Source organism: Lysinibacillus sp. NPDC093688 (assembly GCF_050280145.1).
Classification (GTDB): domain Bacteria; phylum Bacillota; class Bacilli; order Bacillales_A; family Planococcaceae; genus Lysinibacillus; species Lysinibacillus xylanilyticus_B.
Map to the genome: position 1 here is coordinate 1 of NZ_JBNNUX010000010.1, position 14,146 is coordinate 14,146.

The window sequence follows — 14,146 nt, forward strand, 5'->3', positions numbered from 1 at the left end:
GAAGATAATCTTCTACTGCTTCTACCTTTAATTCTTTGGAATACCTCGTCCAAGAAGTTGTTTCGGTAAGTCCCTCTACACCGTACGCTTCATATTTAATCTTCCAAATTTGAATAGTTTGCTTATTTACTAAGAATTTTTCACATAATTCTTTGATAGAATAATAGCCTTCATTTAATAATTGAAGAACGTTTAATTTCACTTCAATCGTATGCTTACTTCGAGCCATAAAAAAACTCCCCTTAGATAAACAGATTTTATTTTTTAATCTGTCTACCTAATGGGGAGCATATCAAAGTAGAAGTTGTCTTTTTTGCTTGATATAACGTGACCGAAAGCAAAGCGACAGCAACAATTACGTCAAGGTGAAATTGATCGGGATTGTTATGGTCACTTTTCCCCCACCAGCTGCTAAATCATTGTCAATTAGCAGTGTGCCACCATGACTCTGAGCAATTGATTGGGCAATATAAAGCCCCATCCCATGGTGATTTCCTGCATTTCTACTTGGATCTCCGCGATAAAACTGTTTGGTAGCCTCATGTAAATCCTTCGTAGAAAATCCACAGCCGCTATCGGTAACGGTAAATTGAATAACATCAGCAGCACCTTGCACAGTTAATGTTACCTTGCCATTTTCAGGTGTGTGCTCTACCGCATTGGCAATAACATTTAATATCGCTCGATAGAACTGCTCTCCATCGATAAATATAAGTGCGGGAAGCAACTCCTTTTGGACATCCACTTGAAGCTTTTTTTCCACCGAAAGAGCTCTCATTTGATGCTCTACGTCTGTCATAAATACATCCGTTTTAACATTCGTTTTTTCACGAGCGATATTTTTTTCCATTTTCGATAAATCAATCAGCTCATTCGTGAATTTTTCTATTTCGATTGTATTTTTCAAAATATAGGTATTATATTCTTTTTGAGTAGCATCTTGAACAGTATCCTGTAAAAGCTCTGCATTCCCTCGAATAATTGTAAGAGGAGTTTTCAGATCGTGAGCAAGGGCAGAAATTTGTTCTCTACGTGCTTGTTCTGATTCCCATTGTTGTTTTAAGGAGCTGTTTAAAGCCTCTCTCATATGTTCAAGAGAAATGGATATTTCATCTATTTCACGGATTCCAGAAGGGTTTATCGTAAAATCCAAATTTTGATTTTGTATTTTTTCAATCGCTTCCTGCAAGCCAAACATTTTTTTCTTAAGCTTTCTTCCAAAATGGATAGCAAGTACAGTTACTAGCGTTATTATTCCTATAATAAATAATAGAACATCTAACAGTTGTGGATTGGGTAAATATTTCCTCATAATAGTCGAACGATACTGTGGCAATATATAATACCGTAATATACAAATCTCATTTTCTCGCTCTATAAACGAGTAAAATTGGGCGATACCTTGAGTTTGCTCTTTTTTCATTGCATCCCAAGCTTTAGAGGCTTCCTTCTCTGAAAGATTTCCTTTAAGAAGTTTACCTTCTTTAGAAAAGACTGCGTAATCAACAAGGTCTGGGATCATATCAGCTGTAACTGTACTACTAGACGCAATCCGATCTCTTGATAATGAAATTTGAGTTTCTGCATAATTTGCTGGTAATACGATGTTGGTAGAAAGGGCAAATATCGTTAAACCGATCAGCAGTACTACTAACAGAATGGTGCCTAAACTTAGGAAAAGGAGGTATCGAAGAAAAAAAGTATGTAGTCGTGTTCCTTTAGTAGGCTTTATTGTCTCCATTTATATCCGATCCCCCAAACAGTGTCAATGGCGTCAACATTAAAGGCATGTAACTTTGAACGAATATTTTTAATATGCTCCGTAATAGCAGTACTGTCACTCTTCCCATCAAACCCAAAAATAGTTTCATAAATATTTTCTTTCGAAAACACCTGTCCACGGTTTCGAGCGAGAAATTCGCATATTTCATATTCGCTTTTTGTCAGCATTACCTTCTCCTCATTTACAAACAGCTCTTTGCCAGAAAGATTGAAGTGAATGTTATCTACAAAAAGGATACTACGTCTTTCTCTTTTTTCGCGTCTCAAATGCGCATTCACTCTTGCACGTAGCTCTCCAATGCCAAACGGCTTGATAATATAATCATCAGCACCAAGACCTAGACCATACATTAGATCCACCTCTAATGATTTAGCCGTTAAAAAAAGGATGGGACAATCTACAGCATGACGTATTTGGCCACATAGAGTAAATCCATCTATTTCAGGCATCATCACATCCAGTAAAATTAAATCGAAGGCACCAAGATCCATTTTACTTACTTCTGTTGCATCAGAGACTGCCGTTACTAAATGTTCATCTTTTAGTAATGCATTTTTTATCAATACTAAAATACCATTTTCATCATCTACCGCTAATATTTTCGCCATATTTCTACCCTCATCATTTCTTCATACCCTAATTATCAGACTTTCTTCCTTCCCATTTCCAAAACCATAAACAAGATAAAACTAACGCTAGCAATGTTCCGCAAACGGAAGCAATAATACCTTCCTGTAGTCCTATTTCCACTGTTGATAGGTCAAGCCCTGACGCCTTCATTGTCCATAACGAAACAAAGTGACCACCCCAACCATAAGGTGTAAATGACCAAATACCATCACCTAATCCAGTGAGTAGCAAGGCTACTATTAGTGATCCCACAATACCTAATCCTATTGAAGCGCCTTTCCCAAAATGAAGACTAACAAAAAAATGTAAAATATATAAAAATGCAAAGCTTACAAATAGAATACATCCAGCAATAAAATAAAATTGATAACCAAAAGTATCTTCATGCAAAAGTTCAATAAAACCAACACTAAAAATACCGATAGACAGTAATATTGCTCCAAAACTAAATAACAATAACAGTAGCAACTTGCTTAAATAGGCCACTATTTTTGTTTTAGTAGTTGTTAGCATCTCCTGAAAATGCCCTGCAGTTGCTTCTTGCTCCGCTGCCATTGCACAGACTAATCCAATAATAATTGGAAACCCGCATGCTACTGCTTGAAGATAAGCCGTCACCCTATCATTAAAACCCCATGGTGAATAAGTATAGTATGCTAATAATATCCCTGAAATAATAATAGGTACAATTAGATGTGCGAGCAAAAATGGTGTTCTTTTTACTTTAAGAAACTCCGCTCTCAGTAATCTTAACATTACCATACACTATTTCGCCTCCCTTTTCTGAAACCAACGTGCAGTGAGGAAACTGATAAATGCAAACCATGCTAAAGCAATTAGAATGCCCGGAACTATAACCGCCATGCTTAATAACGGGCTACCCTCAGGCACTGGCAGACCATTTGGTAAAATTTCTAGTGTTGGACAAATTAGTCTTGCTGTAATGGCATAAGGAACACTATACCAAAATTCCTCATTCGCAAATGCGATCATACCAGCAATATTGCCGACTAAATTTATGAAAATAGCCATATACGTTCCTAATTTTGCCGCAAGGAATAGACAAAGTGGAATTTGCCATAAAAACGTGACGAAAATTAATAAACTACCCGTCAGACTATTTATGAAAGAATAGCTATTGCCAAAAAGTATTCCACCAGCAGTAATACCTATAAAGAAAATAAGTGTAATTAATAACAGCCAGGCACTACATGCAAGTATTTTTCCAAACCAAATCTTCTTCAGATCAATCGGCATTGCGAGTATACTATGGTATTTCAATTTAGCATCTTTTTCGATCACCGATACACAACAAATCGTCAGTGCACCCGGCAGGAGCATTGTATACCACCAATTATAAGCGCCACTTTGAAAAAAACTTCCCCCCATTAATAATGCCGGTAGTAAGATCGCCACAATGGGCGCTAGCCAAACTAATTTAGGAATAAAAGTCTTTTTCCACTTTAATCTTTCAGCCTTCATAATTGATATCATGTTACATGCCTGCCTTTCTATTGGCAGACACAACTTGCATAAATAATGATTCTAATTCCTGACCTTTAGGGGCAACTCCCTGATAACCTAATTTCCCTCCCGCGATGATGCCAATTTCATCAACGACCTGCTCTACCTCTGACAGGATATGGCTAGATAAAATAACCGTAATGCCTTGCTCTGGAAAAGAGCGAATCAGCTTCCGAAGCTCTTGAATGCCAATTGGATCGAGACCATTTGTGGGCTCATCAAGAATTAAAAGCTTTGGATAGTTTAATAACGCAATAGCTATTCCTAGACGTTGTTTCATCCCTAATGAAAACTGTCCTGCTCGTTTCTTTCCTGTATTAGTCAAGTCAACAATTCTTAATACTTCGTCAATACGTGACTGTGGCAATCCGAGGGAAATCGTTCGAACCTTGAGATTTTCTCTTGCCGTTAAATTTTCATAAAGCGGTGGTGTTTCAATTAATACACCCATGTCTTTTAAATCATTACGATTCCATTCACGTCCATTAAAATGTATCTTTCCTGCATTCGGGCGCAACATCCCCGTAATCATTTTTAACGTTGTTGATTTCCCTGCACCATTTGGACCAAGTAAACCGTAAACAGTATTACGAGGTATCGTTAACGACAAGTCCTCTACAATTTTTTGCCCCTTAAAGCTTTTACTAAGATTTTCTGTTTGTAAAATAATATCTTCCATAATCATCTTCCTTTCGATGATTATAGTGTAGAAAACGATTATAAGGATTTTATAAGGATAGCAGAAATTTTTTGTAGATTGTCACTATGAAAATTTAGTTGGTAAAGGTTTGTGAATGTTGTGGTGCTTTAAATAAATTAAAATCCAACGATTTGGCAGACCTTTTATCAATTCCAAAAGGAACGCTATGGCTACTCTCCATAATCGAAACAGAATTAACTTATTACAGTGAAGTGATTTTCATTTGGCTGTTGCCGCTTCGCTTTCGCACAAAAACATCTTCCTGAAGGTTCACTTTATACTAAAGTGGCATTCCAAATACATGCTAAATGAAGTGGTTGATTGGAGTGGAGACTGGGCGACTCCTCGGGGATCAGCGATAGAGGAACGAAGGCTAAAACCATCACATCCTGTGATAACGCCTTCGTGACCAACATCGTGTTGGCCCGAGACCCTGGAGCGAGCAACGCGAGTGAAGCGGCTCATCGGACGCCCCCAGGAAAGCGCCCAGCCGGAACGGAAATCAACCTCTCGTTTTGCCGAAGAGCAATACTTTATTTAATTACATAGCCTTTCAAAAACACGAAAAGCATTTGGAAGTATTCCAAATGCTTTTTTCATGCAATATAAAATTTGATTTACATAAATTCTTTCACTAATTTATTAAAATCATTTTCGCTCATATTAATATCAATATCCGTTAATGGTAGCTCTGAGTAGCCTTGTACTTTTTCTTGATATGAAGCTGTTTCAGTATCTTGATAAATAATACCTGTTACTAAACCTTCATGCTCCATCACTGTACGCATTGCCATAGCACGGTCAGCATTGTCATAGCCCTCGATGTCAGCAAGCTTCGTTAAGTTTTCTTTAAACCAATCATACGTATTCACTTTGTTATACGTAACACAAGGTGAGAATACATTGATGAATGAGAAGCCTTTATGATTAATGCCCGCTTCAATTAAAGCTGTTAATTCTTTAATATCTGTTGAGAAGCCTTGTCCCACAAATGTAGCTCCACTAGTTAAAGCGACTTCTAACGGCTTTAGTGAAGGTTCAATCGCACCACCTGGCGTAGATTTTGTAATAAATCCTGCAGCAGAGCGTGGAGATGTTTGCCCTTTTGTTAACCCATAAATTTGGTTATCCATAACAACGTACGTGATGTCAATATTGCGACGGATGGAATGGATTGTATGACCCATACCAATCGCAAAGCCATCCCCGTCACCGCCAGAAGCAATAACGTTTAAATCACGGTTAGCCATTTTCAAACCTTGTGCAATTGGTAATGCACGGCCATGAATACCGTGGAAACCGTAAGAATTAATGTAGCCTGAAATACGACCAGAACAGCCGATCCCAGAGATGACAGCTAATTCGTTTGGTTCAATACCAACATTAGCCGCAGCGCGCTGAATTGCTGCTTGTACAGAGAAGTCACCACAGCCTGGGCACCAGTTTGGTTTCACTGTATTACGAAAATCCTTAAATGTTGCCATTAGCGAGTCAACTCCTTCACACGATTTTCTAATTCACCTGGCAAGAATGGTGTACCATTATATTTTGTGATCGTCTCGATTTTATCGTGACCACCGATATTCATCTTCATAATATTTGCTAATTGACCTGTGTAGTTATTTTCTACAACGATTACTTTTTTCGCTTTTGCTACAAGTGGTGCCACTTCAGCAGATGGGAATGGGTGAATTAAACGAATATGTGCATGATTCACCTTCATACCTTGAGCATTTAATCGTTCTTGTACTTCTTCAATAGCTCCACGTGTTGAGTTAAAGCCGACTAATAAAATATCCGCTTCTTCGTGTGGCGTATTTGAAAATACTGGATTATCAAATTTCAAAGCCGCTAGCTTACGGAAACGTTTATCCATTTGTACTTGACGGTTACCAGATGCTTCAGATGGCTTACCTGTTTCATCGTGCTCAACCCCTGTTACATGGTGAATACCGTTTAATGCACCCGGTAGCACACGCGGTGAAATACCGTCTTCAGTATTCTCATAACGTTTGAAGTATGCTTTATCAGCCGCTCCTTCAATGTCGTCAGTAACAATTTTACCGCGGCGAATTTCAATTTTATTGTAATCGAATGGCTCCACAGATTGTTTCCCTAGAGATAATTGCAAGTCAGTCATTAAAATAACTGGTAATTGTAATTCCTCCGCAATGTTAAACGCTTGTATTGTGTCAAAGAATGCTTCATCCATTGTAGAAGGTGCAATCACTACTTTAGGAATTTCACCATGCGTACCATATAACATCGCCATTAAATCTGATTGCTCTTGTTTTGTTGGTAACCCTGTTGACGGACCACCACGTTGTGTGTCAACAACTACTAGTGGCTGCTCTGTCATACCTGAAAGACCAATTGCTTCCATCATTAATGAAAGACCAGGACCAGCTGAAGCTGTAAAGGCACGAACCCCACCAAAGTTTGCCCCAATTGCCATTGTCGCTGCAGCAATTTCGTCTTCTGTTTGAATAACCGTACCACCGAAATTCGGTAATTTTTTAATAAGGTATTCCATAATCTCAGAAGCCGGTGTAATTGGGTAAGCTGCCATTAAGCGTGTCCCAGCTGCAAGTGCACCAAGTGCTATTGCATCGTTCCCAATCATGAACATACGGCGTTTACCATCGGCTGGTGCTAAAGCCCATTCACCTACACGATCGCCTAAAAGCTCATTCATTAATTCACGGCCGCGTGTAATGGCTTCCATGTTTTTCTGAACAACTTCTTCACCTTTTCTGCCAAAAATATCATCTACAACATTTTGGAACACTTCGTCCTCTAAATTTAGCAATGAAGCTGTTGCCCCGATTGCCACCATATTTTTCATCAATGAAGTGCCAAGCTCTGCAGCCACTTCTGTAAAAGGTACCGCAAATAATGGTGCTTTTGAATCTTCTGGCTTCACTGGATCAAATTTTGAATCCGCTAAAATAATGCCGTTTTCTGTTAACTCTTTATAATTGACATCGATTGTTTCTTGATCGAACGCTACTAAAATATCTAAATCATCCGCAATTGAACGTACTTCTGTTGGACGAACTGTAATTTTATTATTGGTATGGCCACCTTTAATTCGAGAAGAGAAATGACGATAACCGTATAGGAAGTAACCTAAACGATTCATTGCCGTTGAGAAGATTTCCCCTGTACTTTCAATCCCTTCACCCTGTTGCCCACCGACTTTCCATGAAAGCTGATGTAACATGTCAACAACTCCTTAGATCCAATGTATATACTATTATTTTTCCTTCATAAGTTTAACACGAAGAAACGGTCTGCACTATTGTTATTACGCGATTTCAGCGAAATTCAGACCTTTGACTGAAAACGTCGTTCATAAAGTTGTAATTATCAAATCAATTAAGTTTAAAAAATTAACTTGCTGATTTCAAGTGACATTTAACATGTTAGTATGTAGAGCATGAGGGATTCTCTTCCTGATATCCTTATTGTCTATATAAACGCAAAAATGCCTTGCAGCTTATTATGTGCAAGGCATTTTACTTCATAACTTTTTTATCGAGTACGCTTTTCTACAAGAAGCTTTAAGGCTGTACGTTCCTCACCAGCAATTAAAATATCGGCAAACGCCGGTGCGCAAATTAAATCTGTGCCACTTGGCGCTACAAATCCGCGTGCGATGGCCACTGCTTTCACGGCTTGGTTAAGTGCACCCGCCCCAACTGCCTGCATTTCTGCTTGCCCTTTTTCTCTGATTACCGCGACTAATGCACCTGCAACTGAATTTGGATTAGAGCGTGATGATACTTTTAATGAATCCACAATTATTCCTCCCCGTTTCGCGAATAGTGTTTACGCTCAATAACTCATGTCCCCCTTTTGGACCCTAAGTTATTGTCGATAGGTCATTTTATGCTCGGCAAGAAGGAAATAGACTATTTTCATTCCTTATATATTAAAATAATCTAAAAAGACTGAAAATTACTGTTAGAAAATTACTTTGTCAATGAAATAAAGGTGCCATTTAAAATAACTTGGGCTCCTTTGCAAAACGAGGGGATGATTTCCGTTACAGGCTACTCGTTTTGTTGCTGGCGCTTCGCTTTCGCACAGAAAACATCCGCTCCGTGCAGAGTCTCGGGCCAACACGATGTTGGTCACGAAGGCGTTATCACAGGATGTGATGGTTTTCGTTCCTCTATCGCTATCCCACGGGAGTCGAGTAGCCTTCCACTGCAATCAACAATAGTGTAGAACTTTTATAAAATTTAAGTATTTCAAAAGTGAACCTAAATGGTTACTCTCTTCAGAATAGAAACTTATAACAGTTAAGGTGATTGTATATATGTCGTTGATGCCGCTTCGCTTTCGCTCAAAAGCACATCTTGTTAAAGTTTTGTTTTATCACTATAAATTAGAGTAACATGCCAGAAATACAAGCTAAGTGAAGAGGTTGATTGGAGTGGAGACTGGGCGACTCCTCGGGGATTAGCGATAGAGGAACGAAGGCTAAAACCATCACATCCTGTGATAACGCCTTCGTGACCAACATCGTGTTGGCCCGAGACCCCGGAGCGAGCAAAGCGAGTGAAGCGGCTCATCGGACGCCCCCAGGAAAGCGCCCAGTCGGAACGGAAATCAATCCCTCGTTTTGCCGAAGAGTCATATTTTATTATGATGCTTTAATTTCATCGAATTAACAAATTTTCAAAACAAAAAACTATTGTGCATTTTTTCATACACAATAGTTTCTCTTCTTATGCTTGGAACGGGTAATCTTCGTTTATATACACTCGCTCACAATGTCGAGCTTTTCCTGTTTTATCATCAATGTCTACAAAGAAACCACTTAACACATCGCGTCCTTTTTTAGGCACTTCAAAACGAGATGGCATATTTGTTTGGAATTTATAAATGACACTTTCCTTTGTCATCCCTAAAATTTCATCGTATGGACCTGTCATTCCAACGTCCGTAATATAGGCTGTTCCATTTGGATAAATACGTGCATCAGCTGTTTGCACATGTGTATGTGTACCAACGACTGCCGAGGCCTTTCCATCTAAGTGCCATCCAAGGGCAATTTTTTCACTTGTCGCTTCTGCATGAAAATCCACGAATACAAGCGGTGACGTTTTATGTGCTTCTTCGATTAATTGCTCTGCCATCGCAAATGGATCCTCATGAGGAGGTAAAAACACGCGACCGTGTAAATTAATAACGGATAGCGTTACACCGTTTTTTGAAATTTGCACCATACCTTTACCTGGGGCATCACTTGAAAAGTTTGCAGGGCGTATTAAATAATCTGCATCATCTATAAAATCAAAAATATCTTTATTATCCCAAGTATGATTACCCATCGTAATAACATCTACACCCATTTGCAATAGGTCATTATAAATATTACGTGTAATTCCACGTCCTGCTGCTGCGTTTTCACCATTGGCAATAACAACATCTGTGTTATATTTTTTCTTTAAGCGTGGTAAATATTTTTCCACTGCATCTCGGCCGATTGAACCTACAATATCACCTATAAATAAAACTTTCATTTTTCAAGACCACACTTTCTTTAATTAGCATCTTTTAGTTTACCACCTAATCCTAGTAAATCGCAAAATAAAACGCAAATCCATCCAGGATTTGCGTTTTGTACAGGCTTATTTCATTGTGATTGTAACGATACAAGGACATAATATCTTTATAATTTACGAATATGATCAAAGCTAAGATTTTAATGAAAAGCCGTTTTTTATTTGATTAATCGTCTTCAAACCGATTACAACATTTTCTCATATACTATTTTGGGGTGATTTTAGATGAATAGGTTGAAGTCATCTCCTACATATTTTGATATTCCCCATTAATAATTTGCTCCCACCATTCTTTGTTTTCCATGTACCATTGAATCGTTTGAGCAATTCCAGTTTCAAAAGTATATATCGGTTGCCAACCTAATTGTTCTAATTTTGTTGCATCAATTGCATATCGCTTATCATGTCCTAAACGGTCTGCTACAAACTCTATTAATGCTTCTGATTTCCCTACTGTACGAATTATAGTTTTAACTACTTCTAAATTCGTACGTTCATTATGCCCACCAACATTATATACTTCTCCATTTACACCTTCATGTAAAACTAAATCAATGGCAGCACAATGATCAAACACGTGTAACCAATCACGAATGTTTTGACCATCACCATATATAGGAACCTTTTCTTCATTTAATACACGCGTAATCGTTAAAGGAATTAATTTTTCCGGGAAGTGATAAGGCCCATAATTGTTAGAACATCGTGTAATATTAATTGGCACTCCATAAGTATGGTGATACGCTTGTACTAAAAAATCAGAGGAAGCTTTACTTGCACTATATGGACTTTTTGGTTGTAACGGTGTTTCTTCAGTAAAAAAAGTTGTTGGATCAAAATCCAATTCACCGTATACTTCATCTGTAGAGACATGAACAAATTTGGTAATTCCTACTTGTCGTGCAGCATTCAATAACACCTGTGTTCCTTGTACATTCGTAGAGACAAATATCGCAGGATTTGTGATGGAACGATCTACATGACTTTCAGCTGCAAAATGCACAACATAATCAAACTTCTCTTTCTCAAATAAAGAAATAATCACATCATAATCTACAATATCTGCTTTAACAAAATGATAATTCCCCATTTTTTCTATATCACGGTGTTTCGTTAAATCGCCTGCATATGTTAATACATCTACATTATAAATTGCATACTCAGGGTACTTTTTAACCATGTATTTAACAAAGTTTCCACCAATAAACCCTGCTCCACCAGTAACCAGGATTTTTTTCTTTGTCATCTGTCTCACCTCTATTAAACGTATTCGACTGAAATAAAAAAACTCTACATTGTCACATGAGAGTTGTTTAATGAATGAGAAACTTCAACCAAATATTTACCATACTCTGTCTTCAGTAGAGGTTGCGCAAGATCTAATAACTGTTTCTTTGATATATATCCTCTTCTGAATGCTATTTCTTCAATGCAAGCAATATATAGCCCTTGCCTTTTTTGTATAGCCTCTACAAAGTTTGACGCCTCAAGTAATGACTCATGAGTACCTGTATCTAACCACGCCAAGCCTCTACCTGTAAGCTCTACTTTTAGTTCACCTCTTTGCAGATATACATCTATAATGGATGTAATTTCCACTTCACCTCGTGCTGAAGGCTTTACGTTTTTTGCGATATCTACTACTTGATTATCAAAAAAATACAACCCTGGGACTGCGTAGGAGGATTTAGGGAATTCCGGTTTTTCTTCTATTGATATAGCATTCATCTGCTCATCTACCTCTACTACACCATAGGCCCTTGGATCATTCACATAACATCCAAAAATAATGCCTCCGGTCGATAAAGACGCAGCAGCTTGTAAACGATTGCTCCAATTAGAACCATAGAAGATATTATCACCTAATACTAATGCGACTGGTGAATCACCGATAAACTCCTCTCCAATTATAAAGGCTTCTGCAAGGCCATTAGGATTTTCCTGAACTGCATATTCAAAGTTCATTCCTAACTTACAGCCATCCCCTAAAAGCTCGTTAAACCCTACAATATCCCGAGAAGTAGAGATGATTAGAATTTCTTTGATTCCTGCGAGCATCAATACAGAAAGCGGATAATAAATCATCGGTTTATCGTAAATGGGTAGCATTTGTTTAGAAACAGATTTCGTCAGAGGATAAAGTCGAGTTCCTGAACCCCCAGCTAAAATAATTCCTTTCATCCGATATTCACCTCTTGTCAATGTTAAAAAACTCAAATGAAAATCCTGGATTACTTTTTTTCAAATCTCATCATAATCAGTTAACATCGTGCGAATCTCTTCTTTGCTGTTGAACATCATAACATCTATCATGGATAATCCTGGTATAAAATTAAAATGAAATTGTTTATATTGCCTCAATTTGTTTTTAATAAATTTCAATTCAATATTACTATCTTTATATTTTTGTTTATTGAAAAAAGATACTCCTCCTGGGGGATTAATGTATTCCGTAGCGTTTAAAGCTTTTGAAATATTTAATGCCCATTCGTCAGCACTATTTACATCTTCCACTTTAATTTTCATTTCAGAAAATACTACAATTTCACAATCTAACCTAAGATAATTACTTATTTCAAGCAAAATATTTTTATTAATATCCACTAATTTATTTGTATCTTCATTTAAAACACTATTCACTGTGTTAATTGTTTCATTATAAAAGGGAGCCTTTTTATAGACCAATAATTGACTAAACAACGTCGTTTTCCAATCTATTTCATTGTTAATTACAATTTGATTGATTAAAGTATCTAAAGGAGCCTTTTTCACTGGTAATTCTATATACGTGCTACCACCTTTAAAAGTAATAATTTTATTTCTCTTCATCCAGCTTTTCCTTTGAAATTGCACGGTATCAAGAATAACAAACATATCTGCAGCCTGTAACAAAGAAAAATAACCGATATAAGGGAAAAAATATGGTTGCATAATAGCTACTCTCATTATTTTACCTTCCTCATTTGTTACTTTGATTTAAATTTCTTGATCACCTTCTTAATAGACAAAAATATTTTTCAACAAATCTAAACTTAAAAATAATGATTCTACTTCCATACTTATTTCCATGTAAATATAACCGAGTCCACATAATACAAAAAAAAGATTACCCCTTTTATATACTTTCCCTAATTTTAACCAGTATTTAACATCTTGTTTTACATAATTCAATATTCGCCATTTAGAAACATTCCCTTGAATCTCAGAAAAATCAAACACATTGAACCAATTTTGTGTCCCTCTTAACAAGTGCCAAATTCTCTCTATTTCCCATTCCTTCCAATTTATAATTTCTTTATATTCATCAGGCTGAATTTGCCTAGCTCGAACAGTCGGACTTTTGAAAGGTTGCTTTATATTCGGCGCACAATTATTCTCGATGTCAATAATTGACTTTATAAGTAATTTAACCCCAATGCCCGAGCTCAAAAATACCAGTTCTTCCTCTGTAGATCCAATTGGCAATTCATAACTTTCTTGATAGATAATACTCCCTGTATCCTCGCCCTCGTCAATAAAATGAACTGTTGCACCGGGATTTAAATCATAGTTATAAAAGGTCCAAAAAATCGGATGAGATCCTCTGTATTTAGGCAGTAATGATAAGTGTAAATTAATACATCCTTTTTTAGGGATATTCAAGATATTTCCTTTTAACAATTCAGACATTCCGTAGATCACTATCAAATCGGGCTCAAGCTCCTTAACCCAATTTTCTAAACAATCATTACAGCCTTCGTTCATAAAATAATAAGGTAACCCTTTTTCTAAACAAAAATTTTTTAATTCCTCGTTTTGCTTATTCACGTTTCTTTGTTTTGATTCAACTACACCGATAATATTAATCGCAGAGTCATGTAACGTATTAATTACGTTACAAACGCCCATAGTAATATAAATGACTTTCAAATTTGTAATAGACATTTAAGTTCA

14 protein-coding genes are annotated in these 14,146 nt (G+C 37.0%); all 14 read right to left on the minus strand.

Annotated elements, in window-relative coordinates:
• Nucleotides 1-229: helix-turn-helix domain-containing protein (locus ACQKN2_RS10140; protein ID WP_427414871.1), on the minus strand; the 229-nt coding region annotated here is incomplete at its 3' end.
• Nucleotides 230-355: 126 nt separating this feature from the next.
• Nucleotides 356-1,741, minus strand: a complete 1,386-nt coding sequence (locus ACQKN2_RS10145) for a sensor histidine kinase (protein WP_427414872.1) — start codon at nt 1,739-1,741, stop codon at nt 356-358.
• The gene (locus ACQKN2_RS10150; RefSeq protein WP_427414873.1) at nt 1,729-2,391 is read right to left on the minus strand and encodes a response regulator transcription factor; all 663 of its coding nucleotides are present in this window, start codon (nt 2,389-2,391) and stop codon (nt 1,729-1,731) included. The genes ACQKN2_RS10145 and ACQKN2_RS10150 overlap by 13 nt, the downstream gene beginning before the upstream one ends.
• A 28-nt stretch (nt 2,392-2,419) precedes the next feature.
• Nucleotides 2,420-3,175 (minus strand): lantibiotic immunity ABC transporter MutG family permease subunit, encoded by a 756-nt coding sequence (locus ACQKN2_RS10155; RefSeq protein ID WP_427414874.1) that lies wholly within the window; start codon nt 3,173-3,175, stop codon nt 2,420-2,422.
• 3 nt (nt 3,176-3,178) lie between these two features.
• Entirely contained in the window at nt 3,179-3,907 is a 729-nt protein-coding gene (locus ACQKN2_RS10160; RefSeq protein ID WP_427414875.1) for a lantibiotic immunity ABC transporter MutE/EpiE family permease subunit, read from the minus strand.
• A gap of 1 nt (nt 3,908) precedes the next feature.
• Entirely contained in the window at nt 3,909-4,616 is a 708-nt protein-coding gene (locus ACQKN2_RS10165) for a lantibiotic protection ABC transporter ATP-binding protein (RefSeq protein WP_427414876.1), read from the minus strand.
• A gap of 638 nt (nt 4,617-5,254) precedes the next feature.
• Entirely contained in the window at nt 5,255-6,121 is an 867-nt protein-coding gene (locus ACQKN2_RS10170; RefSeq protein ID WP_427414877.1) for a 2-oxoacid:ferredoxin oxidoreductase subunit beta, read from the minus strand.
• On the minus strand, nt 6,121-7,860 hold the full coding sequence (locus tag ACQKN2_RS10175; RefSeq protein ID WP_427414878.1) for a 2-oxoacid:acceptor oxidoreductase subunit alpha: 1,740 nt from the start codon (nt 7,858-7,860) through the stop codon (nt 6,121-6,123). The genes ACQKN2_RS10170 and ACQKN2_RS10175 overlap by 1 nt, the downstream gene beginning before the upstream one ends.
• Nucleotides 7,861-8,171: 311 nt before the next feature.
• Complete coding sequence (locus ACQKN2_RS10180; RefSeq protein ID WP_053594284.1) at nt 8,172-8,438, minus strand: stage V sporulation protein S; 267 nt, start codon at nt 8,436-8,438, stop codon at nt 8,172-8,174.
• A 935-nt stretch (nt 8,439-9,373) separates the two neighbouring features.
• Nucleotides 9,374-10,171 (minus strand): TIGR00282 family metallophosphoesterase, encoded by a 798-nt coding sequence (locus tag ACQKN2_RS10185; protein ID WP_427414879.1) that lies wholly within the window; start codon nt 10,169-10,171, stop codon nt 9,374-9,376.
• A gap of 289 nt (nt 10,172-10,460) precedes the next feature.
• Entirely contained in the window at nt 10,461-11,459 is a 999-nt protein-coding gene (rfbB, locus tag ACQKN2_RS10190) for a dTDP-glucose 4,6-dehydratase (protein WP_427414880.1), read from the minus strand.
• Nucleotides 11,460-11,503: 44 nt separating this feature from the next.
• Nucleotides 11,504-12,394: a glucose-1-phosphate thymidylyltransferase RfbA gene (rfbA, locus tag ACQKN2_RS10195; protein ID WP_427414881.1), complete on the minus strand. Its 891-nt coding sequence runs from the start codon at nt 12,392-12,394 to the stop codon at nt 11,504-11,506.
• A 60-nt stretch (nt 12,395-12,454) separates the two neighbouring features.
• Nucleotides 12,455-13,159, minus strand: a complete 705-nt coding sequence (locus tag ACQKN2_RS10200) for a WbqC family protein (RefSeq protein ID WP_427414882.1) — start codon at nt 13,157-13,159, stop codon at nt 12,455-12,457.
• 51 nt (nt 13,160-13,210) lie between these two features.
• The gene (locus ACQKN2_RS10205) at nt 13,211-14,137 is read right to left on the minus strand and encodes a methionyl-tRNA formyltransferase (RefSeq protein ID WP_427414883.1); all 927 of its coding nucleotides are present in this window, start codon (nt 14,135-14,137) and stop codon (nt 13,211-13,213) included.
• Nucleotides 14,138-14,146 lie beyond the last annotated feature (9 nt).